Annotated in this window: 20 protein-coding genes, 1 tRNA gene and 1 pseudogene; 8 read left to right on the top strand and 14 right to left on the bottom strand. The window is 69.4% G+C overall.

What is annotated here, in order from left to right; genetic code table 11:
- Window positions 1–147: 147 nt before the first annotated feature.
- Window positions 148–1,590: a magnesium transporter gene (gene mgtE / locus SK095_RS09650; RefSeq protein ID WP_136489294.1), complete on the top strand. Its 1,443-nt coding sequence runs from the start codon at window positions 148–150 to the stop codon at window positions 1,588–1,590.
- A gap of 75 nt (window positions 1,591–1,665) precedes the next feature.
- Here mgtE and SK095_RS09645 read toward each other — a convergent pair whose 3' ends face one another.
- Complete coding sequence (locus SK095_RS09645) at window positions 1,666–1,974, bottom strand: Arc family DNA-binding protein (RefSeq protein WP_320548717.1); 309 nt, start codon at window positions 1,972–1,974, stop codon at window positions 1,666–1,668.
- 286 nt (window positions 1,975–2,260) lie between these two features.
- On the opposite strand from SK095_RS09645, the gene SK095_RS09640 reads away from it, so the two are divergent.
- Together SK095_RS09640 and SK095_RS09635 are read left to right on the top strand one after the other, a co-directional pair.
- Window positions 2,261–2,337, top strand: a tRNA-Arg gene (locus SK095_RS09640).
- Between the two features lie 216 nt (window positions 2,338–2,553).
- Complete coding sequence (locus tag SK095_RS09635; protein ID WP_320548716.1) at window positions 2,554–6,084, top strand: EAL domain-containing protein; 3,531 nt, start codon at window positions 2,554–2,556, stop codon at window positions 6,082–6,084.
- Between the two features lie 6 nt (window positions 6,085–6,090).
- On the opposite strand, the gene SK095_RS09630 is transcribed toward SK095_RS09635, so the two are convergent.
- A complete protein-coding gene (locus SK095_RS09630; protein WP_136489292.1) occupies window positions 6,091–6,963 on the bottom strand; it encodes a DUF6685 family protein in 873 nt (290 codons plus the stop codon).
- Between the two features lie 229 nt (window positions 6,964–7,192).
- Between SK095_RS09630 and SK095_RS09625 the strand changes: the two genes are divergently transcribed.
- A complete protein-coding gene (locus SK095_RS09625; RefSeq protein WP_201485630.1) occupies window positions 7,193–8,215 on the top strand; it encodes a quinone-dependent dihydroorotate dehydrogenase in 1,023 nt (340 codons plus the stop codon).
- A gap of 78 nt (window positions 8,216–8,293) precedes the next feature.
- On the opposite strand, the gene rmf is transcribed toward SK095_RS09625, so the two are convergent.
- On the bottom strand, window positions 8,294–8,509 hold the full coding sequence (rmf, locus tag SK095_RS09620; RefSeq protein WP_136489301.1) for a ribosome modulation factor: 216 nt from the start codon (window positions 8,507–8,509) through the stop codon (window positions 8,294–8,296).
- Between the two features lie 382 nt (window positions 8,510–8,891).
- Between rmf and rlmKL the strand changes: the two genes are divergently transcribed.
- Complete coding sequence (gene rlmKL, locus SK095_RS09615) at window positions 8,892–11,108, top strand: bifunctional 23S rRNA (guanine(2069)-N(7))-methyltransferase RlmK/23S rRNA (guanine(2445)-N(2))-methyltransferase RlmL (RefSeq protein WP_320548715.1); 2,217 nt, start codon at window positions 8,892–8,894, stop codon at window positions 11,106–11,108.
- A 169-nt stretch (window positions 11,109–11,277) separates the two neighbouring features.
- On the opposite strand, the gene dacB is transcribed toward rlmKL, so the two are convergent.
- A complete protein-coding gene (gene dacB, locus SK095_RS09610) occupies window positions 11,278–12,783 on the bottom strand; it encodes a D-alanyl-D-alanine carboxypeptidase/D-alanyl-D-alanine-endopeptidase (RefSeq protein ID WP_414153874.1) in 1,506 nt (501 codons plus the stop codon).
- Between the two features lie 153 nt (window positions 12,784–12,936).
- Here dacB and SK095_RS09605 point away from each other — a divergent pair, with 153 nt between their 5' ends.
- Window positions 12,937–13,275, top strand: a complete 339-nt coding sequence (locus SK095_RS09605) for a YggL family protein (RefSeq protein ID WP_136489288.1) — start codon at window positions 12,937–12,939, stop codon at window positions 13,273–13,275.
- Window positions 13,276–13,333: 58 nt separating this feature from the next.
- Here SK095_RS09605 and SK095_RS09600 read toward each other — a convergent pair whose 3' ends face one another.
- Together SK095_RS09600 and SK095_RS09595 are read right to left on the bottom strand one after the other, a co-directional pair.
- Window positions 13,334–14,665, bottom strand: a complete 1,332-nt coding sequence (locus SK095_RS09600) for a deoxyguanosinetriphosphate triphosphohydrolase (RefSeq protein WP_136489287.1) — start codon at window positions 14,663–14,665, stop codon at window positions 13,334–13,336.
- A gap of 92 nt (window positions 14,666–14,757) precedes the next feature.
- A pseudogene (locus SK095_RS09595) lies at window positions 14,758–15,915 on the bottom strand (EAL domain-containing protein); the annotation flags it as partial.
- A gap of 525 nt (window positions 15,916–16,440) precedes the next feature.
- On the opposite strand from SK095_RS09595, the gene SK095_RS09590 reads away from it, so the two are divergent.
- On the top strand, window positions 16,441–17,649 hold the full coding sequence (locus tag SK095_RS09590) for an ammonium transporter (RefSeq protein WP_201485632.1): 1,209 nt from the start codon (window positions 16,441–16,443) through the stop codon (window positions 17,647–17,649).
- Between the two features lie 58 nt (window positions 17,650–17,707).
- Here SK095_RS09590 and SK095_RS09585 read toward each other — a convergent pair whose 3' ends face one another.
- Window positions 17,708–19,669: a cation:proton antiporter gene (locus tag SK095_RS09585; protein WP_320548714.1), complete on the bottom strand. Its 1,962-nt coding sequence runs from the start codon at window positions 19,667–19,669 to the stop codon at window positions 17,708–17,710.
- 127 nt (window positions 19,670–19,796) lie between these two features.
- Between SK095_RS09585 and SK095_RS09580 the strand changes: the two genes are divergently transcribed.
- Window positions 19,797–20,048, top strand: a complete 252-nt coding sequence (locus SK095_RS09580; RefSeq protein WP_201485634.1) for a glutaredoxin family protein — start codon at window positions 19,797–19,799, stop codon at window positions 20,046–20,048.
- Window positions 20,049–20,117: 69 nt separating this feature from the next.
- On the opposite strand, the gene grxD is transcribed toward SK095_RS09580, so the two are convergent.
- From grxD to nifA, 7 genes are all read right to left on the bottom strand, one after another.
- The gene (gene grxD, locus SK095_RS09575) at window positions 20,118–20,435 is read right to left on the bottom strand and encodes a Grx4 family monothiol glutaredoxin (RefSeq protein ID WP_136489282.1); all 318 of its coding nucleotides are present in this window, start codon (window positions 20,433–20,435) and stop codon (window positions 20,118–20,120) included.
- Between the two features lie 11 nt (window positions 20,436–20,446).
- Window positions 20,447–20,809 carry a rhodanese-like domain-containing protein gene (locus SK095_RS09570; RefSeq protein ID WP_320548713.1) on the bottom strand — a complete coding sequence of 121 codons (363 nt, stop codon included), beginning with the start codon at window positions 20,807–20,809 and terminating at the stop codon, window positions 20,447–20,449.
- Window positions 20,806–21,381, bottom strand: coding sequence for a nitrogen fixation protein NifQ (locus tag SK095_RS09565; protein WP_320548712.1), 576 nt, complete (start codon window positions 21,379–21,381; stop codon window positions 20,806–20,808). The genes SK095_RS09570 and SK095_RS09565 overlap by 4 nt, the downstream gene beginning before the upstream one ends.
- The gene (locus SK095_RS09560) at window positions 21,378–21,824 is read right to left on the bottom strand and encodes an ArsC/Spx/MgsR family protein (RefSeq protein WP_320548711.1); all 447 of its coding nucleotides are present in this window, start codon (window positions 21,822–21,824) and stop codon (window positions 21,378–21,380) included. Before SK095_RS09560 ends, SK095_RS09565 begins: the two co-directional genes overlap by 4 nt.
- Window positions 21,825–21,834: 10 nt before the next feature.
- Window positions 21,835–22,113, bottom strand: coding sequence for a 4Fe-4S binding protein (locus tag SK095_RS09555; RefSeq protein WP_136489278.1), 279 nt, complete (start codon window positions 22,111–22,113; stop codon window positions 21,835–21,837).
- A 25-nt stretch (window positions 22,114–22,138) separates the two neighbouring features.
- Window positions 22,139–23,647: a nitrogenase cofactor biosynthesis protein NifB gene (nifB, locus tag SK095_RS09550; RefSeq protein WP_320548710.1), complete on the bottom strand. Its 1,509-nt coding sequence runs from the start codon at window positions 23,645–23,647 to the stop codon at window positions 22,139–22,141.
- Between the two features lie 311 nt (window positions 23,648–23,958).
- Complete coding sequence (gene nifA / locus SK095_RS09545) at window positions 23,959–25,527, bottom strand: nif-specific transcriptional activator NifA (protein WP_320548709.1); 1,569 nt, start codon at window positions 25,525–25,527, stop codon at window positions 23,959–23,961.
- Between the last annotated feature and the right edge of the window lie 2 nt (window positions 25,528–25,529).

Genomic DNA, 25,529 nt, shown 5'->3' with positions numbered 1-25,529 from the left:
ATCATTGACACGTCTGCCCCCAGCGGGTCGTGTGGAAATCCAGCCATGGACTTACCCAGTTATCCCGAACCTCGATTGTTCGTCTGCATCTTGAAAGATTGATTGCCTCCGGGGCGCGTCCTGCCACTGGGGGACAGGGAGTGCGCAATGACCGAAGCAGAAGCCAAGAAGCCCCAGGAAAGCCTGCAGGATCGTCTGGCCCAGGTGGTCGAGCTGCTGCACCGGCACAGGCTGGTGGAGGGGCTGACCCAGCGTCAGGAAGGTGAGCACCAGGAACTGGTCGAGAGCCTGGTGCACCGCCAGAACCTGGCCGAGCTGCAGCGCCGGCTCGACGATCTCCATCCCGCCGACATCGCCCATATCCTCGAAGCCCTGCCGCTCGACGACCGCCTGACGGTCTGGCAGCTGGTCAAGGCCGAGCGCGACGGCGACATCCTCCTCGAAGTCTCCGACGCGGTGCGCGAGACGCTGATCGCCGACATGGACGATCACGAGATCCTCGCCGCGACCCGCGACCTCGACGCCGACGAGCTGGCCGACCTGGCTCCCGAGCTGCCGCGCGACGTGGTCCACGAGCTGATGGAGACGCTCGATGCGCAGCAGCGCGAGCGGGTGCGTTCGGCATTGTCCTACGAGGAGGACCAGGTCGGCGCGCTGATGGACTTCGAGATGGTCACCATCCGCGACGACGTGACCCTCGAGGTGGTGCTGCGCTACCTGCGCCGGCTCAAGGAGCTGCCGGGGCACACCGACAAGCTGTTCGTGGTCGACTACGACGGCATCCTGCAGGGCGTGCTGCCGATCAAGCGCCTGCTGGTCAACGACCCCGACAAGAAAGTCGCCGAGGTGATGGCCACCGACCCGGTGAGTTTCCATCCCGAGGAGGACGCCCACGACGCCGCCCAGGCCTTCGAGCGCTACGACCTGATTTCCGCGCCGGTGGTGGACAAGAGCGACAAGCTGATCGGCCGTCTGACCATCGACGAGATGGTCGACCTGATCCGCGAGGAAAGCGAGAGCGAAGTGCTCAACATGGCCGGTCTGCGCGAGGAGGAGGACATCTTCGCCTCGGTGTGGAAATCGGTGCGCAACCGCTGGGCCTGGCTGGCGATCAATCTGGTCACCGCCTTTCTCGCCTCGCGGGTGATCGGCCTGTTCGAGGGTTCCATCGAGAAGCTGGTGGCGCTGGCGGCATTGATGCCGATCGTCGCCGGCATCGGCGGCAACTCCGGCAACCAGACCATCACCATGATCGTCCGCGCCATGGCGCTGGATCAGGTGGGGACGGGCAACACCATGCGCCTGCTGCGCAAGGAGCTGGGTGTCGGCCTGATCAACGGGCTGGTCTGGGGGGGGGTGATCGGCGGGGTGGCCTGGTATCTCTACGGCAGCTGGTCGCTGGGTGCGGTGATGACCGGGGCGATGACCCTCAACCTGCTGCTCGCCGCGCTGATGGGGGTGCTGATCCCCATGACCCTGGCGCGCCTGGGGCGCGATCCGGCGATGGGCGCCAGCGTGATGATCACTGCCATGACCGACAGTGGCGGCTTCTTCATCTTCCTCGGCCTGGCCACCCTGTTCCTCATGTAGCGGGTGGGGCGCGCCGCTCGTGCCGCCACAAGGGCCGCCCGGCAGACGCCTGGCGGCCCTTGTGCGTTCGATGGGTCAGTTGTTCGCCGCGCTGTTGAGCAGGGCGATCAGCGCGCTCTGCTGCGGTTGCGGCAACTGGCGGAAGCGCTGCAGCAGCTGATGCTCGTGCGGGGGCAGTTCGCCGGAGGCAGCGGCGCTGCTGCCGGCGCTGGGCAGGCTGCCCTCGGCGAGCAGGGTCTTTTCCAGGCGCGCGATGATCTCGGAGTTCATGCTGCGGTGGTAGTGGCGGGCCACTTCGGCGATGCGGGCACGCATGCCCTCCGGCAGGCGGACGACAAACTTGTCGGCGCTCCGACTGGAGCGGGAGGGGAGGCTCTGTTTCATGGGCTGTCTAACCGCGTTATCAGGTGATCGCAGATGGGAATGTGCAGGTAGCAGTGATATGACCATGCCCGGTTGCTTCCGTTCATCAGTTGCCCGCGCCGGCACCGTTTCCATCCATAGTCGCGCCCCGCGCATGCGGCGGGGAGGGAGGGGCAGTGTGACCGCTGGAGCCGGGGCTGGCCAGTCGGTGGTGGCGGAATTGCGATTGGTTGGGCATTGCCGGGCGGCGGATTTGGCTTTCGGGCATGACAAGTCGCCGCGCCTCGTTTAACATCGCCGGCCATTAGCGCCTGTAGCTCAGCTGGATAGAGCAACCGCCTCCTAAGCGGTAGGTCGGGGGTTCGAATCCCCCCTCGCGCACCAGAATCTTGATACATATCAACGGGTTACGTTTTTGCGAGTAACCCTTTTGCTTTTCTGCCGCGGGTGCATGCAAAGTGTGCCGTTGGGAGCGGTCGGGCAACAAGCGAGAAACCCTGCACCCATCCCTGCGGCAGCTGTACTGCGGGCGCGCCTCGTCCTGCCCACCGGGAGGTTCCGCCGCTTTCGTGACAGAGTCCCGCCCTGGAGAGATCGCGCATGAGTCGCCTGTTCACCCTGCGTGCCTTGTTGCTGAGCGCCTTTCTCTGCTTCGGACTGCTGGTCTCCGCCTATCAGGTACTCTCGGTCTATCGCCACTCGCTGCAGGAGACGATGGGCGAGCTGGAAACCACCACCGACTTCATCGGTCACTTCATCGCCAGCGGCCTGGTGCAGAACGGATCCGCCAGCGCCGAGCGCCTCGGACACCTGTTCAGCGAACATCTCAGCCATCCGGCCCTGGTCTACGCGGCCGTGCTCGATGGCAGCGGTCGCCTGCGCGCCCTGAGCCTGCCCCAGGGGGCGTCGCGCATGCCGCTGAACATGCCGGCCGTCGAACACCTGCTGGCGGATCCCGAGCGCTGGGAGCGTCAGCACCTGCACTGGCTGGAGGGCGACGAACTGCTGCTGGGCGGCTATCCGCTGGGCGAGGAGGCGAGCGTACCCGGCGGGGGCATGGTGGTGCTGGTCATGCGTACCGATACGCTGCGCGACAAGGCCTGGGTGCGCACCGGCCAGCAGCTGCTCATGCTGCTGGTGCCGCTGCTGCTTCTGGCCCTGCTGCTGGCCTGGCTGCTCAAGCGCCTGCTCACCGATCGCATCGAGGAGCTGCTGGACGACGTGCGCCGGCTCAGCACCGGGCGCATCGACAGCCTGCCGGTGCTCGGCGGCGACGAGGTCGGCCAGCTGGCCGCCGAGTTCGGTGCCCTGATGCAGCGGGTGATCAGCGCCCGCGACTACAACGAATACCTGCTCAACTGCATTCCTAGCCCGGTGTGGCAGGTCGACCGCCAGCAGCGCTGCGTCTACGTCAACGCCGCCTGGATGCAGCTCACCGGGATGGGCGACGAGGACAGCCAGGGCGAGGGCTGGTGGCAGGCGCTGCATCCCGATGATCGCCGCCTGCTCGAGCCGCTGCTGACCGAGGGCGGCACCGGCTGCGGGGTGGACTTCGCCGTGCGCCTGCGCCTGCGCGCGCGGACCGGGCGCTACCACTGGGTGCAGCTGCATGGCGAGCCGCTGATGGGACGCGATGGCCAGTTCAACGGCTACCTGGGCAGCGCCTTCGACATCCAGTCCGAGCTGGATGCCGGCAGCGAGCTGCAGGCCAACGAGGCGCGTTTCCGCGGACTGGTCGAGCAGTCGCTGGTCGGTGTCTACGTGCTGCGCGACGGCCACTTCGAGTACGCCAACCCGCGTCTGGCCGAATGGTTCGGCTACCAGCCGCAGGAGCTGGTGGCGCGCTCGCTGCTGGACCTGGTCTGCGAGGCCGACCGGCCGCGGGTGCGCGACATGCTCGACCGGCGCGAACGCGGCGAGCTGGTTTCGGCCCACTATGAGTTTCGCGCGCTGACCCGCGACGGTCGCGAGTTCATGGCCGAGGCCTTCGGCACCCGCATCGAACTGGACGGCCTGCCGGCGATCATCGGCACCCTGCTCGACGTCACCCAGCGCTACAAGGACCGCGAGACGGTGCAGGCGGTGGTGGATGCGGTGGTCGCCAGCCCGATGGTGATGCTGCGGCGCAAGGCGCAGACCGGCTGGCCGGTGCAGTTCGTGTCCAGCAACGTCGAGCGCTGGGGCTATTCGGCGTCCAGCCTGCTCGACGGCCAGCGCTGGTTCACCACCCTGATCCATGCGGACGACCTGCCGCTGGTGCTGGCCGAGGTGCAGCGCAGCATCGACGAGGCGCGCCCGGAATTCGTCCTCGAATACCGCATCCGCACCGGCGTCGGCGGCTACATCTGGATCGAGGACTATACCCGCGTGCACCGCGATGCGGCGGGCGAACCGCTGTGCCTGGAGAGCCTGCTGCTGGACATCTCGGCGCGCAAGGCGGCGGACGAGAAACTGCGCCATGCCGCCGCGGTGTTCACCAACGCCCGCGAGGGGGTGGTGATCACCGATACCACGCCGAAGATCATCGCGGTCAACCGTGCCTTCTGCGACATCACCGGCTACGAGGAGCACGAGGTGCTCGGTCGCAACCCGAGCATGGTCAGCTCCGGCCGGCAGAGCAAGGAGTTCTACCAGAGCATGTGGACCGCCCTGCTCGATGAGGGCCACTGGCAGGGCGAGGTGTGGAACCGCCGCAAGTCCGGCGAGGTGTTCCCGCAGTGGCACAGCATCAGCGCGGTGCGCGACGACAAGGGCAAGCTGACCAACTATGTGGCGGTGTTCAGCGACATCTCCCAGCTCAAGGAGTCCGAGGCGCAGCTCGAGCGCCTGGCCCACTACGACCCGCTCACCGAGCTGCCCAACCGCATCCTCGTGCAGTCGCACCTCAACGGCGCCATCGAGCGGGCACGCCGCCTGCACTGCAAGGTGGCGGTGCTGTTCCTCGATCTCGACGGCTTCAAGCGGGTCAACGACAGCCTCGGCCACGGCGTCGGCGACGAGCTGCTGGTACTGATCGCCGGGCGCCTGCGCCAGCGCATCCGCGCCGAGGACATGTTCGCCCGTCTGGGCGGCGACGAGTTCCTGCTGGTCCTCGAGGGCATCCATCACCCCGAGGAGGCGGCGCTGGTCGCCCAGGACCTGATCGACCTTCTGCAGCAGCCGTTCCGCGTCGGCAGCGGTCACGAGCTGTTCGTCGGCGCCAGCATCGGCATCAGCCTGTACCCCGACGACGGCCTGGAAATGTCCGAGCTGATCCGCTGCGCCGACGTGGCCATGTACCAGGCCAAGGAAAACGGCCGCAACAACTACCAGTTCCACACCGAGGAGCTGACCCGCGCCGCGGAGAATCGTCAGGCCCTGGAAAGCCGCCTGCATCGGGCGATCACCGCCCAGGAGTTCCAGCTCTACTATCAGCCGCAGGTGGACATCGCCAGCGGCCGCATCCTCGGCTTCGAGGCGCTGGTGCGCTGGTGCCCGATCCAGGGCGAGCCGGTGTCGCCGGCGGTGTTCATCCCGCTGCTCGAGGAGACCGGGCTGATCCTCGCCCTCGGCGAGTGGGTGATGCACGAGGCCTGTCGCCAGGCCGTGCGCTGGGGCGAGGCGGGCCTGCCGGCGGTGCCGGTCAGCGTCAACCTGTCGCCGCGCCAGTTCCAGCATCTGGACGTGGTCGAGCTGGTGCGCCGCGCGCTGGAGGACAGCGGCCTGCCCGGCGCGCTGCTCGAGCTGGAGATCACCGAAGGCGCGCTGATGGCGCAGAACCTGGAGACCCAGGTGCGTCTGGCCGAGCTCAAGGCCCTGGGCGTGCACCTGGCGGTGGACGACTTCGGCACCGGCTACTCGTCGCTGGCCTATCTCAGCCGTTTCCCCATCGACAAGCTGAAGATCGACAAGAGCTTCATCGACGGCCTGGGTCAGGACGCACGCGCCGACAAGATAGTCGCCACCGTGATTGCCATGGGCCAGGGCCTGGACCTGCAGGTGGTCGCCGAGGGCGTGGAGACTGCCAGCCAGCTGGAGCTGCTGCGTGCGCTCGGCTGCGATGCGGTGCAGGGCTACCTGTGCGGCCGCCCGCTGCCCGCCGCCCAGGCGGGAGCGCGGCTGGCCCGCGAGCGCGATGGGGTGCCGGCCTGACGCCGTTCAGATCGCCAGCAGCGTGCGCAGCCAGGCGCTGACGTCGGCGGCGCCGGCCAGGCGCAGGCCCTCGCCGAGGGCGTCGGCGTCGGCCTGGCTGCGCGGCAGGAGGAGGAACTCCGGGCCGCCGCTGTCGCGCAGCAGGTTGAGGCGGGCGTAGGGCATGCCGGTGAGCAGCAGGCGCATGAAGCGCGCGTCGCTCCAGGCCGCGGCCGGCATGGCCAGTACATGGTAGCCGGCATCCAGCTGGTCGAGGCCGCTGCGGCTCAGGCGATATTCGCTGAGCAGCGCCGGCAGCTGGATGGTCAGGCCGCGGCGGCGGGCGTAGGCCACCGCACAGGCGAAGGCCGGCGCGGCCTGTTCGCCGCTCCAGAAGTAGCGCTCGCCGCGCCAGCTGGCCTGGCGCAGGTAGAGGGTCTCGCCGCTGGCATGGTGCGGCAGGGCCTGGGCCAGGGTGCGGCTGAAATCCTTGTAGCTGATCAGGCGGATGCTGCGGCAGGCGGACGAGGCGGCGTAGTCCTCGAAGCGGTTGAAGCGCCAGCCCGACTCCGGGGCGCCGCCGAGACCGTCGATCCAGCGCAGGTCGAACTCGCCGATCTGCCGTTCCTCGACCCGGATCAGCGCGCGCAGCGCGCCATGGGCGGCCGCCTTGTCTTCCTGCACCGGACCGGACAGGGCGCCGCGCGGCAGGTCGGCCAGGCGCTGCAGCGGCGGGCCGTCCTGCCACCAGATGCTGTCCGGCACCTCCGGCAGGGGAGCGAAGGGCAGGCGCAGACGCGCCGCCTGCTCGCGCAGCTGCTGGCTGCCGCGCCCGCCCAGCCCCAGACGCTGGAGCAGGGCCGCGAGACGCTCGGTCAGTGTGATGGGTGGCATGGTCATGCCCGAATGCTTCCTGCACACAGATGGATTATAGGCGGGGGAGTATGCCGCACGGACCTTGCCCCAAGGCCTAACAGAAGCCAAGACTACCCGACTTCGGCCGTCAAAAGAATGCTGGCGTTCTGTTGCCAGGCCGCTCTGGAGCGGCGGATTGCCGGCGGCGGCTTCGCCGCCCGGCGGTCACTGGGCTATAATCTGCGCCCTTCTGGCCTCCTGATGACCCCTGCCCATGTACGCTCTGGCTCGCGAGCTGCTGTTCAAGCTGTCCCCGGAAACCTCCCACGAACTGGCCATCGACCTGATCGGCGCCGGCGGCCGCCTCGGCCTCAACCGCCTGGTGTGCCAGACGCCGCGCCTGCCGGTGACGGTGATGGGCCTGGAGTTCCCCAATCCGGTCGGCCTGGCCGCCGGCCTGGACAAGAACGGCGACGCCATCGACGGTTTCGCCCAGCTCGGTTTCGGCTTCATCGAGATCGGCACCGTGACCCCGCGCCCGCAGCCGGGCAACCCCAAGCCGCGGCTGTTCCGCCTGCCGCAGGCCGAGGCGATCATCAACCGCATGGGCTTCAACAACCTCGGCGTCGACCACCTGCTGGCGCGGGTGCAGGCGGCCAAGTACCGCGGCATCCTCGGCATCAACATCGGCAAGAACTTCGACACCCCAGTCGAGCGCGCGGTGGACGACTACCTGATCTGCCTGGACAAGGTCTATGCCCACGCCAGCTACGTGACGGTCAACGTCAGCTCGCCGAACACTCCCGGGCTGCGCAGCCTGCAGTTCGGCGACTCGCTCAAGCAGCTGCTCGAGGCCCTGCGCGTGCGTCAGGAGGAGCTGGCGGTGCGTCATGGCCGGCGCGTGCCGCTGGCGATCAAGATCGCCCCGGACATGAGCGACGAGGAAACCGTGCTGGTCGCCCGTGCGCTGCTGGAGACCGGCATGGATGCGGTGATCGCCACCAACACCACCCTGAGCCGCGAGGGCGTGGAGGGGCTGGCGCATGCCGACGAGGCCGGCGGCCTGTCCGGGGCGCCGGTGCGCGACCGGAGCACCCACACGGTGCGCGTCTTGGCCGGCGAACTGGGCGGACGCCTGCCGATCATCGCCGTCGGCGGGATCACCGAGGGTGTGCACGCGGCGGAAAAGATCGCCGCCGGCGCCAGCCTGGTGCAGATCTATTCGGGCTTCATCTACAAGGGGCCGGCGCTGATCCGCGCGGCGGTGGATGCCATCGCCGCAGCCGGCAGGGCCTGAGGCCGGAAACAGGCAGGGCTCCCGCGGGAGCCCTGTGGTGGATGGATGGAAGAGCCGGTCGGAAGGTGAAGAGTGGGCTCAGCCTACGGCGTTCAGCTGGTTGAGACGATGGACGCCGGCGGTGCCGGTCATGCCCTCCCAGTTGTCGACCCGGCCCTCGCGCCAGCCGTTGAGCCAGGCCTGGCGTGCGGAAGGTTGGGTGAAGGGGCACATGTCGCGGGATTTGCCGCTGACGCCATACTGATAACCGCGCAAAAAGGCTCGTTCCAACGGATCACGCTTAAGTCTTCTCATCGGGTATTGCCCTCGGTCGTTGACTGTACTGTTCCCGTTGGCCTCTCGGGAGGCCTGGCAGAGGTTCTGCCACCTGCTGCTCGCTGCCGGCGTGGCGAGCGTGTCCCGCAGCGCTTGCGGCCGCGGATCTGTCTTGAGTTCTAAAGCAATGTCCGGGACTCTGTGAATGATCGTTTTGTCATAAAAAAATAATCCTAATGCTTTCATTGCGTTGGAGAGGGGACATATCCCCGTGGCAGACGGGCTGGCTCGCCTGGGCAGCCCTGTTGCGCCGATACTGAATACCCGACGGTGAGGCCGCCTGCGGCGCCCGCCTTCCGACGAGGGGTCATCCGCGACCCTGCGTCACACCCCATGACGGGCTCTGCCCCTGGAATACCGCATGTCCGATCTGTACCCGCTCGTTCTCACCAGTCCCAAGGGGCTGGAAACCCTGCTCCTCGAGGAGGCCGCCGCGCTCGGCCTGCAAGACGGCCGCGCCCAGGTGGCCGCCGTGCAGGGGCAGGGCAGCCTGGAAACCGCCTACCGCCTGTGCCTGTGGTCGCGTCTGGCCAACCGCGTGCTGCTGGTGCTCGGCCGCTTTGCGGTGGACAGCGCCGAGACGCTCTACCAGGCGGTGCGCGGCATCGACTGGAGCGAGCACCTGCTGCCCACCGGCAGCCTGGCGGTGGAATTCTCCGGCCGCGGCGCCGGCATCGACAACACCCACTTCGGCGCCCTCAAGGTCAAGGACGGCATCGTCGACGCCCTGCGCGCGCAGTCCGGCCAGCGGCCGTCGGTGGACAAGTACGAGCCCGACCTGCGTATCCACGCGCGCCTGGAGCGCGGCGAGCTGGTGCTGTCGCTGGATCTGTCCGGCTTCAGCCTGCACCAGCGCGGCTACCGCCTGCAGCAGGGCGCCGCGCCGCTCAAGGAAAACCTCGCCGCGGCGATCCTGATCCGCGCCGGCTGGCCGCGCATCGCCGCCGAAGGCGGCGCACTGGCCGACCCGATGTGCGGCGTCGGCACCTTCCTGGTCGAGGCGGGGATGATGGCCGCCGACATCGCGCCGAACCTCAGGCGCGAGAAGTGGGGCTTCTCCAACTGGCTGGGCCACGTGCCGGCGATCTGGAAGAAGCTGCACGAGGAGGCCGAGGCGCGCGCTGCCGCCGGCCTCGCCCGCCCGCCGCTGTGGATCCGCGGCTACGAGGCCGACCCGCGGCTGATCCAGCCGGGGCGCAACAACATCGAGCGTGCCGGCCTGTCCGAGTGGGTGAAGATCTACCAGGGCGAACTGGCCACCTTCGAACCGCGCCCGGACCAGAACCAGACCGGCCTGGTGGTGTGCAACCCGCCCTACGGCGAGCGCCTCGGCGACGAGGCCAGCCTGCTGTACCTCTACCAGAACCTCGGCGAGCGCCTGCGCCAGTCCTGCCTGAACTGGGAGGCGGCGGTGTTCACCGGCGCCCCGGAGCTGGGCAAGCGCATGGGCATCCGCAGCCACAAGCAGTACGCCTTCTGGAACGGCGCGCTGCCGTGCAAGCTGCTGCTGTTCAAGGTGCTGCCGGAGCAGTTCGTCACCGGCCGCAACGAGTCGGCCCAGCCGGCGCCGAGCCAGGCGCGGATGATCGGCGGCCAACTGGTCGAGCGCCCGCCGGCGGTGCGCACCGAGCCGGCGCGGCTGTCCGAAGGCGGGCAGATGTTCGCCAACCGCCTGCAGAAGAACCTCAAGACCCTCGGCAAGTGGGCGCGCAAGGCCGATGTCGAGTGCTACCGCCTGTATGACGCCGACATGCCGGAGTACGCCCTGGCCGTCGACCTGTACCGCGACTGGGTGCACGTGCAGGAGTACGCGCCGCCGCGCTCGATCGATCCGGACAAGGCGCAGGCGCGCCTGCTCGACGCCCTGGCGGCGATTCCCCAGGCGCTGGACATGGATCCGGCGCGGGTGGTGATCAAGCGCCGCGAGCGCCAGGCCGGCAAGAAGCAGTACGAGCGCCAGGATCAGCAGGGCCGCTTCATGGAGGTGAGCGAGGGCGGCGTCAAGCTGCTGGTCAACCTCACCGACTACCTCGACACCGGGCTGTTCCTCGACCACCGCCCGCTGCGCCTGCGCATCCAGAAGGAGGCCGCCGGCAAGCGCTTCCTCAACCTGTTCTGCTACACCGCGACCGCCACCGTGCATGCGGCCAAGGGCGGCGCGCGCAGCACCACCAGCGTCGACCTGTCGAAGACCTACCTCGACTGGGCGCGGCGTAACCTGGCGCTCAACGGCTTCTCCGACAAGCACCGCCTCGAGCAGGGCGACGTGATGGAGTGGCTGGAGGCCGATCGCGGCGAATACGAGCTGATCTTCATCGATCCGCCGACCTTCTCCAACTCCAAGCGCATGGAAGGCGTGTTCGACGTGCAGCGCGACCACGTGCACCTGCTCGACCTGGCCATGGCGCGCCTGGCCAGGGGCGGGGTGCTGTACTTCTCCAACAACTTCCGCAAGTTCCAGCTCGATCCGGCCCTGGAGCAGCGCTACGCGGTGGAGGAGATCAGCGCGCAGACCCTCGATCCGGACTTCGCCCGCAACCCGAAGATCCACCGCGCCTGGCGCCTGACTGCCCGGTAGGGAGCGTGACCAGGTAGGGTAGAGGACTCGCGCAGCGATCCTCTACCAGTGCCCGAGCAGGGGACTGGGCGGTGGAAAAGACCTGCGGTCGTTTTCCACCCTGCCGGACTACCGCCCATGAAAAAACCGCCTGTCCGGTGTCCCGGGCAGGCGGTTTTTCGTTGGCAGCTCAGCGGGCCAGTCCGGCGCTCAGGCTGCCCGGCTGGCGGTACAGCTCCTGCAGCACCTGGTCGAGGATCGCCGAGGCGCCCCACGGCCGCGGGTGGTTGAGGATCACCACCGCCGCCCAGGTGTGGCCCTGGGCGTCGCGGCTGTAGCCGGCCAGGGCGCGTACGTTGTTCAGGGTACCGGTCTTCAGGTGCGCGTTGCCGGCCAGCGGGGTGTTGCGCATGCGCTTGCGCAGGGTGCCGTCCATCGCCGCCAGCGGCATCGAGGAGATGAACTCGGCGGCATACGGGCTCTTCCAGGCCGCATGCAGCATGGTGGCCATCTCCCGCGCGCTGATGCGCTCGCGGCGCGACAGCCCGGAGCCGTTCTCCAGCACCAGGTTCGGTGCGCGGATGCCCTTGCGGGTCAGCCACTGGTCGATGGCCCGGTAGGCGGCCGCGGCATCGTTGGCGTCGCCCGGCAGGCGGTGGCGCGCGCCGATCGACAGGAACAGCTGCCGGGCCATGGTGTTGTTGCTGTACTTGTTGATGTCGCGAATGATCTCCACCACGTCCGGCGACCAGGCCTGGGCCAGCAGGCGGGCGTTGCCCGGGGTGGCGCCGAGGCGGTCCTGGCCGCTGATGCTGCCGCCCAGCTCGCTCCACAGCGCGCGCACGGTGCCGCCGGTGAAGGCCGGGTGGTCGAGCAGCGACAGGTAGCGCTGGCCGCTGCAGCCTTCCGGGATCTGCCCGGCGGCGATCACCTCGAGGCTGCCGTCGGCCTGCGGCTGGAAGTTGTAGGTCACCTGCGGCCAGCCCGGGCAGGCGGCCGGGGCGGTCACCTTCACCCGGTTGTCGATGCGGATGTATGGGATCGGCGGTTCGGCCTGCACCGCGGCGCCGCGCGCCTCGCCGCGCACGATCAGGCGCAGGGTCTTGAGGTTGACCATCAGCGCGTCGGGCTCGACCAGATAGGGCTTGGTGCGGTCGCCGCCGTCGTCGTCGAACGGCGTCTGGCCGTCGGTGCGGAAGTGGTTGCGCTCCAGCACCAGGTCGCCCTGCACCTGCTGCACGCCGGCGTGGCGCAGGTCGCGCAGCAGCAGCCACAGGCGCTCCATGGTCAGCTTGGGATCGCCGCCGCCCTTGAGGTAGAGGTTGCCCTGCAGCACGCCGTTGCGCAGCGGGCCGTCGGTGTAGAAGGCGGTCTTCCACTGGTGGGTCGGGCCGAGCAGCTCCAGCGCGGCGTAGGTGGTCACCAGCTTCATGGTCGAGGCCGGGTTCACCGGGCGGTCGGCGTTGAGGTAGCTGGGGGTGCCGGGGCCGTCGAGGGGGATCAGCGCCACCGACAGGGCGTCGCTGCTCAGCTTGCTGGCCTTGAGCGCCTGCTCCACCCGCGGCGGCAGGCTGGACGCGCTGGCAGGCAGCGGCAGGGTGGCGGGCAGCAGCAGGCCCGCGAGGCCGAGCAGGCGCAGCGGGCGGGCGATCTCGGATGCCTTGGCGAGCAAGGACTTGGTTACGCGCAACAGCATGGGGCGTCTCAACGTTCGCGGACGAAAGAATCGGGCAATTATGCCTCAAGCCCGCTATTTCGGGGCTTTTCGTGCCGAACGGAGCCCGCTGTCATGGGCCTGACCTGCGGAAGCTGGTAGAGTGCCGCACCCCATACGTTCGAGGATGCATCCATGGCTACCAATCGTTCCCGCCGCCTGCGCAAGAAGCTCTGTGTCGACGAGTTCCAGGAACTCGGCTTCGAGCTGATCCTCAACTACCGCGAGGATCTCGAGGGCGAAGCCGCCGAGGCCTTCCTCGGGCAGTTCCTCGACCAGGCCATCGAGGCCAACGGCCTGATCTTCATCGGCTGCGACGAGTTCGGCATGGTCTGCCTGAACAAGCGCGGCTCGGTCAGCGCCGAACAGCGCGCCGCCGTCGAGGCCTGGCTGCAGGGCCGCGGCGAGCTGGAAAGCTTCAAGATCGGCGAGCTGGCCGATGCCTGGTACCCGGAGAAGGCCATCAACGCCTGATCACCGCGTTTCCCCGCAAAAGCCCCGCGCCACGCCCGTGCCGCGGGGCTTTTGCGTTTCAGACCGGGCTGGAGCGGCCGGTCATCTCGCGGGCCATCTCGGTGGCGTAGCTGTCGGTCATCCCGGCGATGAAGTCGATCACCCGCAGGTAGGCCTGGTACAGCGGGCGGTGCGGATCGGGCGCGTTGTTGCCGAGCAGGTCGAGGATGCGCCGGTTCTTGAACGACGGCGTGCGCCCGCCGTGTTGCTCCAGCACCGCGCCGCAGAAGGCATTGAGGAGGATCTCCAGGGTGGTGTAGGCGCCGATCTCGTGCAGGGTCTTGCGCTTGTCCTGGAAGATCTTCTGCCGCGCCAGCGCCTTGGCGCGCAGCACGCACTGCTTGGCCGGGCCGTGCATGTGCTCGACCAGGTCGCCCTCCAGGCTGCCGGCGAGCAGCGCGTCGTGCTGGGCGACGAAGGCCCGCGCCGCGGCATTGGTCAGGTGCTCGATGGCCTTGCCGCGCAGGATCGCCAGCTTGCGCCGGCGCGAATCCCTGGGGCCGAGCTGGCGGTAGGTTTCCGGCAGGTCGTCGCCGACCAGGTCGAGCAGCAGCGCCTCGACCTCGGGATAGTCGAGCAGGTCCATCTCCAGGCCGTCCTCGAGGTCGATCAGGCCGTAGCAGATGTCGTCGGCCGCCTCCATCAGGTAGACCAGCGGATGGCGCGCCCAGCGCTCGGGCTCGAGCTGTGGCAGCTGCAGCTTGCGGGCGATCTGCTCGAGCAGCGGCAGCTCGCTCTGGTAGCAGCCGAACTTGTGCTTCTTGTAGCCCTGGGCGTCGGCGTGGCGGGCGCTCCACGGGTACTTCAGGTAGGTGCCGAGGGTGGCGTAGGTCAGCCGGGTGCCGCCGTCGAACTGGTGGTACTCCAGCTGGGTCAGTACCCGCAGGCCCTGGGCGTTGCCCTCGAAGCCGAGGAAGTCGGCGCGCTCGGCTTGGCTCAGGGCGTCCAGCCAGCCGCGCTCGTCGGCGAGCTGGAACCAGTGGCGGATGGCGTCCTCGCCGGAGTGGCCGAACGGCGGATTGCCGATGTCGTGGGCCAGGCAGGCCGACTGCACGATCACCCCCAGGTCACCGGGGTCGCACCAGATCGGCAGGGCGTCGCGCAGCATCTCGCCGACGCGCATGCCCAGCGAGCGGCCGACGCAGGCCACCTCCAGGCTGTGGGTCAGGCGGGTGTGGATGTGGTCGTTGCTGGAGACCGGGTGCACCTGGGTCTTGCGCCCGAGGCGGCGGAAGGCGCCGGAGAAGATGATGCGGTCGTGGTCCTTGTGGAAGGCGCTGCGGCCGAGCTCCTCGGAGCTCTGCACGGGTTTGCCCAGACGTTCGCGGGTAAGCAGGGTGTGCCAGTCCAAGGGGAGTCCTCAGCAGTCGCAAAGGCTCCAGCTTGCGGCTTGCGGCAGTGGCCGGCAAGCCCCGCCGGGGTAGCGGGGGGAGGCGGGGAGGCCAGGGCGCCGGCGTCGATGTCGACCAGCAGCAGGCGGCGACCCTGGTCGATGCAGCGGCCGGCGGTCAGGCAGTACTGGTTGCTGGTGGCGTCGCGGTAGGTCGGTGACAGGGTCAGGCGCTGTTCGTCGAGGCCCTCGGCCAGCAACTGGTGGAACCAGGGGCGCCACGACCAGTTGTGGCGCAGGTAGACGGGTTCCTCGTGCCAGGCGCCGCCGCGCCACTCGCAGTTGGGAGTGATCTGTTCGCCGCTGCGGTCGCACTGGTAGATACGCAGCAGCCAGGGATGCCCGGGTGCCGGCAGGGCGGCCGCCGGCCCCCGCTGCTCCGCCCAGGGGCGCAGGTGCTCCAGCAGCTCGCCGAGCTGGCGGCGCAGCTCGATCAGCCGCGCGCGCTCGGCCAGCTTGAGCTGCACGTAGTGGTCGCGCACCTCGGCGAAGCGCGCGGCGAAGGCGTCGGCGGCGAAGAAGCCGGGCTTGCCGGCGGCGAACAGGAAGCCCTGCACGTAGCGGGCGCCGCACTCGAGGGCGAAGTGCAGCTCGTCCTCGGTCTCCACCCCCTCGGCGATGATCCGGCAGCCGGTCTTCTCGGCCATCTGCGCCAGCGCCTTGACCAGCTCGCAGCCGGGGCCGCCGCGGGCGGCGTCCTGGAACAGGCGCATGTCCAGCTTGAGGATGTCCGGCTGCAGGGCCAGCACCCGGTCGAGCTGCGAATAGCCGGCGCCGAAGTCGTCCACGGCGATGCGCGCGCCGGCCTGGCGGTACTGGCGCACGGCCTGCAGCAGGCAGGGGATGTCGCCGTCCAGCTCGGTGATCTCGAAGACGATGCGTCGCGGGTCGATGCGGTAGCGCTCCAGCTGGCACAGGCTCGGCAGCGCCTGGCCGGGGCTCAGGCAACTGATCCAGCGCGGCGAGATGTTCAGGCTGAGGAACCAGTCCGCCGGCGCGTGGCGCAGCTGGTCGAGGGCGTGCTCGCGCACCTGGCGGTCGAGCCGCAGCAGGTCGGCCTGGTCGCTGGCCGGGTCGGCGAACAGCGCGCCGGCCGAGTGCAGCTGGCCGTCGGCGTCGCGCAGGCGGGCGAGTGCCTCGACGCCGGCGATCAGGCCGGTGGCGGTATCGACGAAGGGTTGGAACACGGCGAAGGGTTGGCCGGCGAACACGTCAGGCTCCAGCAGTGCCCGCAGGGGCGGTGGGCGGCTGTCTAGCAAGAATGCGGCCAGGTTTGCGCATGCACCGTGCTGGAGCATGGTCGTGCGCGGGCGTGCGGCGCCGCGGCGCAGCCCTGCACAGCCGCGGGGCGGTGGCGGGCTATGCTGGTCGAGGCAGGGGCAGGGCCGGGTGCGTCCGGCGTCGCCGGCCGCCTTGGCGTGCACGCTTTTGCAGCAGTGCTGCCTGTGGCTGGTGCGCGACGGCATGGCTCTTGCTTGGCTCAGCGGCGTGTGCGTCTGCGCCTGCCCGTTGGCGGATCTGGCGCGAAGGTCGACAGGACGTTGCCACACACGTCCAAGCCACTGATTCATAACAAGAAGCTACCCCGATCGCGGCACCAGGGCGGATTTTGCCCAAGGGTGTGGCGATCAAGACAAGCGGTTCGCAAGGTGGTGCACGCCTGTCCGTGGTGCGCCGATGGTCATCAGTGACCCGCTTTGGTGCTTCCCTGCCTACCGGAGGAGCGCGTCGCGCCGATGGAAAATCTTGATACTGCCGTAGCGAGCCTGGTCCATGGCTCCAACACCCTGTTCATCCTGCTCGGCGCGGTCATGGTGCTGGCCATGCACGCCGGTTTCGCCTTCCTCGAGGTCGGCACCGTGCGGCAGAAGAACCAGGTCAACGCCCTGTCGAAGATCCTCGCCGACTTCGCCGTGTCCTGCCTGGCCTACTTCTTCGTCGGCTACTGGCTGGCCTACGGAGTGAGCTTCCTCGAGCCGGCCGGCGCGCTGACCGCCGAGAACGGCTACGCGCTGGTGAAGTTCTTCTTCCTGCTGACCTTCGCCGCGGCGATCCCGGCGATCATCTCCGGCGGCATCGCCGAGCGCTCCCGCTTCGGCCCGCAGCTGTGCGCCACGGCGCTGATCGTCGCCGTGGTCTACCCGTTCTTCGAGGGGCTGATCTGGAACGGCAACCTCGGCCTGCAGGCCTGGCTCACCGAGCGCTTCGGCGCCGCCTTCCACGACTTCGCCGGCTCGGTGGTGGTGCACGCGGTCGGCGGCTGGCTGGCGCTGGCGGCGGTGCTGCTGCTCGGCCACCGCAACGGCCGCTATCGCGACGGCCGGCTGGTGGCCTTCGCGCCCTCGAACATCCCGTTCCTCGCCCTCGGCTCGTGGATCCTCATCGTCGGCTGGTTCGGCTTCAACGTGATGAGCGCGCAGACCCTGCAGGGGGTCAGCGGCCTGGTGGCGGTCAACTCGCTGCTGGCCATGGTCGGCGGTACCCTGGCGGCGCTGCTGGTCGGCCGCAACGATCCCGGCTTCCTGCACAACGGCCCGCTGGCCGGCCTGGTGGCGGTGTGCGCCGGCTCCGACCTGATGCACCCGATCGGCGCGCTGATCACCGGCGGCGTGGCCGGCGCGCTGTTCGTCTGGGCCTTCACCGCCACCCAGAACCGCTGGAAGATCGACGACGTGCTCGGCGTCTGGCCGCTGCACGGCTTGTGCGGCATCTGGGGCGGCATCGCCTGCGGCATCTTCGGCCAGAGCGCGCTGGGCGGCCTCGGCGGGGTCAGCCTGGCCAGCCAGCTGATCGGCTCGCTGCTCGGCATCCTGGTGGCGCTGGGCGGCGGCTTCGCGGTGTACGGCCTGCTCAAGGCCAGCCTGGGCATCCGCCTGAGCGCCGAGGAGGAGTACTACGGCGCCGACCTGTCGATCCACAAGATCGGCGCCACCAACCACGAATAGCCCCGCGCCAGAAACGCAGAAGCCCGCTTTCGAGCGGGCTTCTGCGTTTGCGGGCCGGTTACTGGGTGCCGGCCAGCAGACGCGCCTCGGCGCGCTCGATGCACTCCAGCGGGCCGGCGAGCAGCAGCGCGTCGCCTTCGCGCAGCGGCAGGTTGTCGCTCAGCTCCAGCTCGTCGCCCTCGCGGCGCACGCCCTGCAGTTCCACGCCCAGCCCGCTCAGCTTCAGCTCGGCCAGGCTGCGGCCGCAGGCGTAGGCGTCCTGGCTGAGGTTGACCGCGTGCAGCAGCACGCGCGGGCGGCCCTGCTGGTCGAGCAGGTTGGCGCTGGCGCCGTGGTAGAAGCCGTGCAGCAGGTGGTAGCGATCGCGGCGCACCTCGTCCATGTGCGCCTGCACCCGGCGCTCGGGCAGGCCGAGCATGACCAGCGCGTGGGAGGCGAGCATCAGGCTCGACTCCAGCACCTCCGGCACCACCTCGCTGGCGCCGGCCTCCAGCAGGCTGGCCAGGAAGCTGTCGTCGCGGGTGCGCACCAGGATCGGCAGCTCGGCCGACAGCGCCCGCGCCGCCTTGACCGTGGCCAGGGCGTGCTGGGGGTTGTCGGCGGCCACCACCAGCAGGCGTGCGCGGCTCAGGCCGAGGGCCTCCAGCAGCTCGCCGCGGCGCGCGTCGCCGAAGTGCACGTGGTGCTCGCCGGCCGCCGCCTCCTGCACGCGGATCGGGTCGTTGTCGAGGGCGACGAAGGGGATGCCCTCGCGGCGCAGGAAGCGGCCGATCGACTGGCCGACCCGGCCGAAGCCGCAGATCAGCACGTGGCCCTCGTGCTCGGCGCAGGCGCCGGCGATGTCCTCGGCGCGCGCCTCGGCATCCGGCTGCCGGCCGAGGCGGGCGGCCAACTGCGGCGCCGCGCGCAGCAGCAGCGGAGTGACCGCCATCGAGCAGAAGGTGGCGGCGAGGATCAGCCCGGCCAGCTCGCCGTCGACCAGCCTGGCCTGCTGCGCCTGGGCCACCAGGGCGAAGCAGAACTCGCCGCCCTGGGCCAGCGCCAGGCCGCTGCGCCAGGCGCTCTCGTTGCTGCCGCCGCGCAGGCGCACCAGCAGGGTGACCAGCGCGCCCTTGAGCGCCAGCAGCAGCACGGTCATGCCGAGGATCACCAGGCCGTGGCTGGCGAACAGGCCGACGTCGATCAGCATGCCGACGCTGACGAAGAACAGGCCGAGCAGCACGTCGCGGAACGGGCGGATGTCGGCCTCGATCTGGTGGCGGTAGTGGCTCTCGCCGAGCAGCATGCCGGCGAGGAAGGCGCCGAGGGCCATGGACAGGCCGAGCAGGTGGGTCAGCCAGGCGGTGAGCAGCACGATGACCAGCGCCAGCAGCACGAACAGCTCGGCGGCGTTGGCCTGCGCCACCTCGTGGAACAGCCGCGGCAGCAGCCAGCGGCTGGCCACTAGCAGGCCGCCGAACAGCAGCGCGGCCTTGCCCAGGGTGATCGGCAGCGCCCAGTACCAGGCCTGCTCGCTGCCGCCGGCGACCACCGGGATCATGGTCAGCAGCAGCACCGCGACCAGGTCCTGGAACAGCAGCACGCCGATGGCGTTCTGGCCGTGGTCGCTGAACACCTCGCCCATGCTGCTCAGCTCCTTGGTGACGATGGCGGTGGAGGACAGCGCCAGGCCGCCGCCGACTAGCAGCGCGGCCGGCAGGGCCAGGCCGGCCAGGTGCAGCAGGCCGGCCAGCGGCAGGGTGCAGGCGAGCACCTGCAGGCTGCCGAGGCCGAACACTACGCGGCGCAGCGCCAGCATGCGCGGCAGGGAGAACTCGAGGCCGAGGCTGAACAGCAGGAACACCACGCCGAACTCGGCCAGCAGCGGCATGTCCTCGTGCTGCTGCAGCCAGCCCAGGCTGCCCGGGCCGAGGGCCAGGCCGACGCTCATGTAGGCCAGCAGCGGCGGCAGCTTGAGGTGGCGGAACAGGGCGATGACCAGCAGCGAGGCGGCCAGGATGATCAGCAGGTTGACGAACAACGGCAGTGCTCCATGCGAGGGTTCGGCTGGACAAGCGGGATACCCGCGCCCGGGTGTCGGTGGCGGGCGACGGGGCAGGTAGCGCAAATGCTAAACTGCCGCCGGTCTGTTCACCATGAGAGATGTCATGCTGCCCGCCTGCCAACTGTTCGGAACCCTCGGCTGCCACCTGTGCGAACTGGCCGAGGAGGTGCTGATGCCCTTCGTCGGTCTGGGGCTCGAGGTGGAGCTGGTGGATATCGCCGAGCGCGAGGAGTGGGTCGAGGCCTACGGGGTGCGCATCCCGGTGCTGCGCCGGCTGGACAGCGGCGCCGAGCTGGGCTGGCCGTTCGCTGCGCCGCAGGTGGCGGCGTTCCTCGGCCTGGCCGAAGGGCAATAGCCGGCTGGGCAGCGCCGCCGCACCGGCGCCCGGGGAGTGACGCCAGCGCGGCAGCGCCGGTACGACCCGTCAGACCCCGGCGAGCAGCGCCTGCAGGCTGCCGTCGGCCTCCATGCCGAGGATGATGTCGCAGCCGCCGACCAGCTCGCCGTTGACGAACAGCTGCGGATAGGTCGGCCACTGCGAGATCTTCGGCAGCTTCTCGCGGATGTGCGGGGCGGTCAGCACGTTGACGAAGGCGAACGGCTTGCCGAGCTTGTGCAGCGCGCCCACCGCGGCGCGCGAGAAGCCGCACTCGGGCGCCTCCGGCGTGCCCTTCATGTAGAGGATCACCGGGTTGGCGGCGATCTGCTGGCGGATGCGTGCTTCGGTGTCGAGAACCTGCATGGTCGGTCTCCTCAGCCGTGCACGGCGACGCGCTGTTCGGCGACGCGCCGTTCGGCGCGGGCCGGCTGGCGCGGGCGTGCCTGCCAGGCGGCGTAGCCGCCGTCGAGGCTGTAGCAGTGGGCGAAGCCGTAGTCGCGGAAGAACTCGACCATCTCCTGGCTGGCGCGCGCCTCGTCGCCGCAGACGATCAGCTGCACCTGGCGCGGGGTGTGGCGCACCAGGGTACGCAGGGTCATGTCGCTGAGGTGGATGGCGCGCGGGTCGTGGCCCTGGCAGTAGGCGCGGGCATCGCGCATGTCCAGCAGCATGACGTTGTCCGCCCCGCTGAGCAGGGTCTCGGCCTGTTCGGCGCTGATGCGTTGGCAGTGGCTCATGACTCTTCTCCGAAACAGTCGTGATAGGTGGGGCAGGCTTGGCAGCTGGGCGAGCGGCACACGTAGGCGCCGTCCTGCTCGCACAGCTGGCGGTAGAAGAACTTCTTCCAGCGCATGTTTTGGACGTTGCGCGCGGCCAGCCGCGGGAAGTTGTATTCGAGCAGCGCGCGCAGCTCGTCGCGCGAGGCGAGGCCGAGATCGCGCCACAGGTGGTCGCCGCCCAGGCAGGCGGCGGCGACCACTGCGGCGACCACCGCCTCGCCCGCGCGCCCGGCGCGGCCGGCGAGCAGCAGGTCGCGCAGCTCCCGCCACTCGTCGCGGCGCAGCTCCAGCAGCTCGGCGCGCAGCGCGTCGCGCTCGCGGGCCTGCGGCGGAGCGCCAAGATACTGCCCGGCGCGCTCGGAAAAGCAGGCCTGGATCAAGGCCGTGTGGGTTTGCGGGTCGAGACCGAGATGCAGCGGCAGGCAGCTGCGTCCGGCGCGCTGGGCGGTGAGGATGCGCTGCAGCCAGTCCAGGTTGGGATCGCGTTCCACGCACTCTGCAGGGAGGCGGGCGAGGGCGGCGCGGCTCATGGCTGCGGCTCCTGCGGCGCGTGGCAGCTGGCGGTTGCCTCGGCGCCGTGCACGCAGCCGTCGAGCGGCGCGGCCGGCTCGGCCAGCCGGTGTCCGGCCGGCAGCAGCGCGTTGAGCGCCGCCACGTCGAAGCCGGCCAGATGGTGCTCGCCGAGGCGGATCAGCGGGCGGCGGATCAGGATCGGGCTCGCCAGCAGCAGGGCCAGCGCCGCTTCGGCATCCAGCCGCTCGGGATCGACCTCTCCCGACTTCACCGCCGGCGCTGCGCGGTTGAACCAGTCGGCCACCGGTCGCCCGGCGAGGAACGGCGCGAGCGTCTCGGCGCGCCACGGCTCGCCCAGCAGGTCGCGCACCTCCAGTTCCAGCCCTGCCGCGCGCAGCAGGCGCTGCTGCCGGGCGTTGCCGCCGCAGCCGGGTTTTTCGTAGAAGATCAGGGCACCCATGCCGGCCTCCTCAGCGCGCCTGGATTTCGCGCATGGCTTCAAGCAGGCGCTCCGGCGGGATGCCGGTCAGCGAGCCCGGCGGGTTGGCCGGGCTGCCGTCGGCGAGCAGGATCGCCCCCTCGATCGGGCAGATGCTGGCGCACTGCGGGTCGGCGAAGTCGCCGTCGCACTCGGTGCACTTGTGCGCGTTGATCCTGAAGTGCTGGCTGCCCTGGTAGATCGCCTCGCTCGGGCAGACGTCGACGCACGCCCAGCAGTTGACACAGGATTCCTCGATTTTCAGCGCCATCGGGCACCTCCTCGCATGGTGGGTTTCAGGCCTTGGCGCGCAGCGGCGCGGCGTCGGCGTCCAGCCGGCCGGCGGCGATCATTTCCTGGTAGACCGCCAGCACCGCTTCCTCGATCGGCTCCATGGCGTGCTCGCCGTTGGGCTGGATGCCGGCGGCCTCCAGCTGGCCCCACGGCTCGTAGCCGATCTTCGAGCAGAGCACCGCCTCGCAGCCCCTGAGCGCGCGGATGCTGCCGTTCAGCGCCGACTCCTTGTCGCCGCAGCTGTCGTCGCCGACGCAGTACTGGTCGACCTTGCGGTGGCCGATGAAGCGCACGCCCTTGCCGGAGGCCTCGTAGATCAGGAACTCGCTGGCATGGCCGTAGTGCTGGTTGACCAGGCCGCCGCCGCTGGTGGCCACCGCCATCAGCACCGGGCGGTAGTGGCGGGCCGGGGCGCTTTCCTGCGGTACGCCGAGGCCGGCCAGGCGCGCCTTCTTCGCCGCCTTGTCGTCCAGCTCCTCCTTGATCGCCGCGTGGATCGCGGCGCGCCTGACCATGGCTGCCGCGTAGTCGATGTCCATCGACTCGATCTTCTCCAGGGTGAACTCGTCGCCGCGGTCCTCGCCGAGCAGGCCGACCGCGTCGGCGCGGCACTGGCGGCAGTGGCGCATCATGTTCATGTCGCCGGCGCAGGCGTCCTGCAGGTCCTGCAGTTCTTCCGGCTCGGGGCTGCGCTGGCCCATCACGCCGTAGAAGGTGCCGTGCTCGGCCTCGGCGATCAGCGGCATGACGTTGTGCAGGAAGGCGCCCTTGGCCTTGACGATGCGGCTGACCTCCTTGAGGTGCTCGTCGTTGACCCCGGGGATCAGCACCGAGTTGACCTTCACCAGGATGCCGCGCGCCACCAGCATCTCCAGGCCCTTCTGCTGCTGCTCGATAAGGATCTTCGCCGCCTTGCGGCCGCGGATGCGCTGGTTGTTCCAGTAGATCCACGGATAGATCTTGGCGCCGACCGCCGGGTCGACGCAGTTGATGGTGATGGTCACGTGGTCGATGTTATGGCGGGCCAGCTCGTCGACGCAGTCGGGCAGGGCCAGGCCGTTGGTGGACACGCACAGCTTGATGTCCGGGGCCTGCTCGGAAAGCATGCGGAAGGTCTCGAAGGTGCGCTGCGGGTTGGCCAGCGGGTCGCCGGGGCCGGCGATGCCGAGCACGGTCATCTGCGGGATGGTGGCGGCCACCGCCTTGACCTTCTTCACCGCCTGCAACGGGTCGAGCAGCTCGGAGACCACGCCGGGGCGCGACTCGTTGGCGCAGTCGTACTTGCGGTTGCAGTAGTGGCACTGGATGTTGCAGGCCGGCGCCACCGCCACGTGCATGCGCGCGAAGTAGTGGTGGGCCTCTTCCGAGTAGCAGGGGTGGTTGTGCACCTTGGCGCGGATGTGCTCCGGCAGGTGGGACAGCTGGTCGTCGGTGCTGCCGCAGGAGCCGGAGGAGCAACCACCGGCGGCGTGCTGCCCCGCATCGTTCTGCCCAAGTACGCTCAGTTCCATGGTTGGTCTCCGGAGGAAAGAGAGATTCACCATTAGCTGAGCAAGTGCCGTGCCGTTCGTTTATGTCATTGTTTTTGAAGAATTATTTGTGGAGCTGCTGGCCTTTTTGTCAGGCTGCCGACAGGGGCGCGGGCGGGGCTTTGTCGGATAGGCGACAAGTGGGGCGGCGAGAGCGATCGCATGGAGGGTTGCCGAGCCCGCTGTAGGGGCGAATTCATTCGCCAGCGTGGCCCCGGTCAGGCGAATGAATTCGCCCCTGCAGGTGGAGTCATGCGCGTGCCCTGGCCGCCGCCGGGCACACGCCGCGCAACTCAGATCTTGCGCATGTGGATGTTGAGGGTCTGGATGCGGTAGGCGATCTGGCGCGGGGTCATGCCCAGCAGGCGCGCGGCCTTGGCCTGCACCCAGCCGGCCTGCTCGAGGGCGGCGATCACCCGCTCGCGGTCGTCCAGCGCCTCGTCGGCCAGGTTGACCTCCGGCAGCGGCGCCAGCGCCACGCTGTCGTGGTCGAGGCCGCCGAGCGACACCACGTCGCGGCTGATGGTGCCGTCCTCGCTCATGATCGCCGAGCGCTCCAGGCAGTTCTCCAGTTCGCGCACGTTGCCCGGCCAGCGGTGGCCCATCAGCAGGCGGATGGCGCTGTCGGTGATGCTCAGCTTGCGCCCCTGCAGACGGCCGATCTTGGCGAGGAGGAATTCGGCCAGCTCGGGGATGTCGGCGCTGCGCTCGCGCAGCGGCGGGATGCGGATGGCCATCACGTTGAGGCGGTAGTAGAGGTCCTCGCGGAACTTGCCCTTCTCCACCTCGGCCTCCAGGTCGCGGTTGGTGGCGGCGACGATGCGCACGTTGACCTTCACCGTCTGGTTGCCGCCGACCCGCTCGAACTCGCCCTCCTGCAGCACGCGCAGCAGCTTGGCCTGGAACATCGGCGAGATCTCGCCGATCTCGTCGAGGAACAGGGTGCCGCCGTCGGCCTGCTCGAAGCGCCCCTTGCGCTGCTTGACCGCGCCGGTGAAGGCGCCCTTCTCGTGGCCGAACAGCTCGGACTCGAGCAGGGTCTCCGGCAGCGCCGCGCAGTTCAGGCGCACGAACGGCTGGTGGGCGCGCGGCGAGTTGTAGTGGATGGCGCTGGAGATCACCTCCTTGCCGGTGCCCGACTCGCCGAGCACCAGCACCGTGCTGTCCCACTTGCCGACCCGGCGCACCTGGTCGAACACCCGGCGCATCGCCGGGGTGTTGCCCACCACCATGTTCTCGAAGCCGTACTTGCCGCGCACCTCGCGGCGCAGTTCGTCGCGCTCGTTGGCCAGCTCGCGACTGTCCTCGAGGTTGACCACCAGGCGCACGGTCTGCGCCAGCAGGTTGGCGACTATCTCCATGAAGCGCGCGCGGTCGGGCAGCAGTTCGTCGGCGCGGCCCTCCGGCTGGGCGGCCAGCACGCCGATGGTGTTGCCCTCGTGGGTCTTGATCGGCACCGCGATGAACGGCAGCTCGAGATCGTAGAGCGCCAGGCGGTCGAGGAAGCGCGGTTCGGACGAGATGCGCCCGAGTACCACGCTGTTGCCGTGCTTGAGCACGTTGCCGATCACCCCCTCGCCGATGCGGTAGCGCACGTTCTCGCAGGCGCTGACCACCGCCTGCGAGTCGCTGTGGATGGCGCCGACCTGCAGGGCGCCGTGCTGCGGGTCGCTGATCGACACCAGGCCGTGCAGCAGGCCGAGGTGGTCGTGCAGCACGGCGAGGACCTGGGCGAGGATGTCCTCGATCTGCTGCACCCGGCTGAGGGTGCGGGAAATGCGCGCCAGGGCCTGCAACTGCTTGTCGTAGAGGTCGGCACGCGAGGTGGTGCCGGGACGCTGGGCGAGCTGGATACTGCTCATCG

Source organism: Pseudomonas sp. AN-1 (assembly GCF_034057115.1).
Taxonomy (GTDB): Bacteria; Pseudomonadota; Gammaproteobacteria; order Pseudomonadales; family Pseudomonadaceae; genus Geopseudomonas.
The sequence above is the reverse complement of the archived record's forward strand: the minus strand, read 5'-3'. Positions and strand labels throughout refer to the sequence as shown.

Excerpts from the sequence above, each read along its gene's own strand:
- mgtE (WP_136489294.1), top strand. The coding sequence starts at position 148 with ATGACCGAAGCAGAAGCCAAGAAGCCCCAGGAAAGCCTGCAGGATCGT.
- SK095_RS09645 (WP_320548717.1), bottom strand. The coding sequence starts at position 1,974 with ATGAAACAGAGCCTCCCCTCCCGCTCCAGTCGGAGCGCCGACAAGTTT.
- SK095_RS09635 (WP_320548716.1), top strand. The coding sequence starts at position 2,554 with ATGAGTCGCCTGTTCACCCTGCGTGCCTTGTTGCTGAGCGCCTTTCTC.
- SK095_RS09630 (WP_136489292.1), bottom strand. The coding sequence starts at position 6,963 with ATGACCATGCCACCCATCACACTGACCGAGCGTCTCGCGGCCCTGCTC.
- SK095_RS09625 (WP_201485630.1), top strand. The coding sequence starts at position 7,193 with ATGTACGCTCTGGCTCGCGAGCTGCTGTTCAAGCTGTCCCCGGAAACC.
- rmf (WP_136489301.1), bottom strand. The coding sequence starts at position 8,509 with ATGAGAAGACTTAAGCGTGATCCGTTGGAACGAGCCTTTTTGCGCGGT.
- rlmKL (WP_320548715.1), top strand. The coding sequence starts at position 8,892 with ATGTCCGATCTGTACCCGCTCGTTCTCACCAGTCCCAAGGGGCTGGAA.
- dacB (WP_414153874.1), bottom strand. The coding sequence starts at position 12,783 with ATGCTGTTGCGCGTAACCAAGTCCTTGCTCGCCAAGGCATCCGAGATC.
- SK095_RS09605 (WP_136489288.1), top strand. The coding sequence starts at position 12,937 with ATGGCTACCAATCGTTCCCGCCGCCTGCGCAAGAAGCTCTGTGTCGAC.
- SK095_RS09590 (WP_201485632.1), top strand. The coding sequence starts at position 16,441 with ATGGAAAATCTTGATACTGCCGTAGCGAGCCTGGTCCATGGCTCCAAC.
- SK095_RS09580 (WP_201485634.1), top strand. The coding sequence starts at position 19,797 with ATGCTGCCCGCCTGCCAACTGTTCGGAACCCTCGGCTGCCACCTGTGC.
- grxD (WP_136489282.1), bottom strand. The coding sequence starts at position 20,435 with ATGCAGGTTCTCGACACCGAAGCACGCATCCGCCAGCAGATCGCCGCC.
- SK095_RS09570 (WP_320548713.1), bottom strand. The coding sequence starts at position 20,809 with ATGAGCCACTGCCAACGCATCAGCGCCGAACAGGCCGAGACCCTGCTC.
- SK095_RS09565 (WP_320548712.1), bottom strand. The coding sequence starts at position 21,381 with ATGAGCCGCGCCGCCCTCGCCCGCCTCCCTGCAGAGTGCGTGGAACGC.
- SK095_RS09560 (WP_320548711.1), bottom strand. The coding sequence starts at position 21,824 with ATGGGTGCCCTGATCTTCTACGAAAAACCCGGCTGCGGCGGCAACGCC.
- SK095_RS09555 (WP_136489278.1), bottom strand. The coding sequence starts at position 22,113 with ATGGCGCTGAAAATCGAGGAATCCTGTGTCAACTGCTGGGCGTGCGTC.
- nifB (WP_320548710.1), bottom strand. The coding sequence starts at position 23,647 with ATGGAACTGAGCGTACTTGGGCAGAACGATGCGGGGCAGCACGCCGCC.
- nifA (WP_320548709.1), bottom strand. The coding sequence starts at position 25,527 with ATGAGCAGTATCCAGCTCGCCCAGCGTCCCGGCACCACCTCGCGTGCC.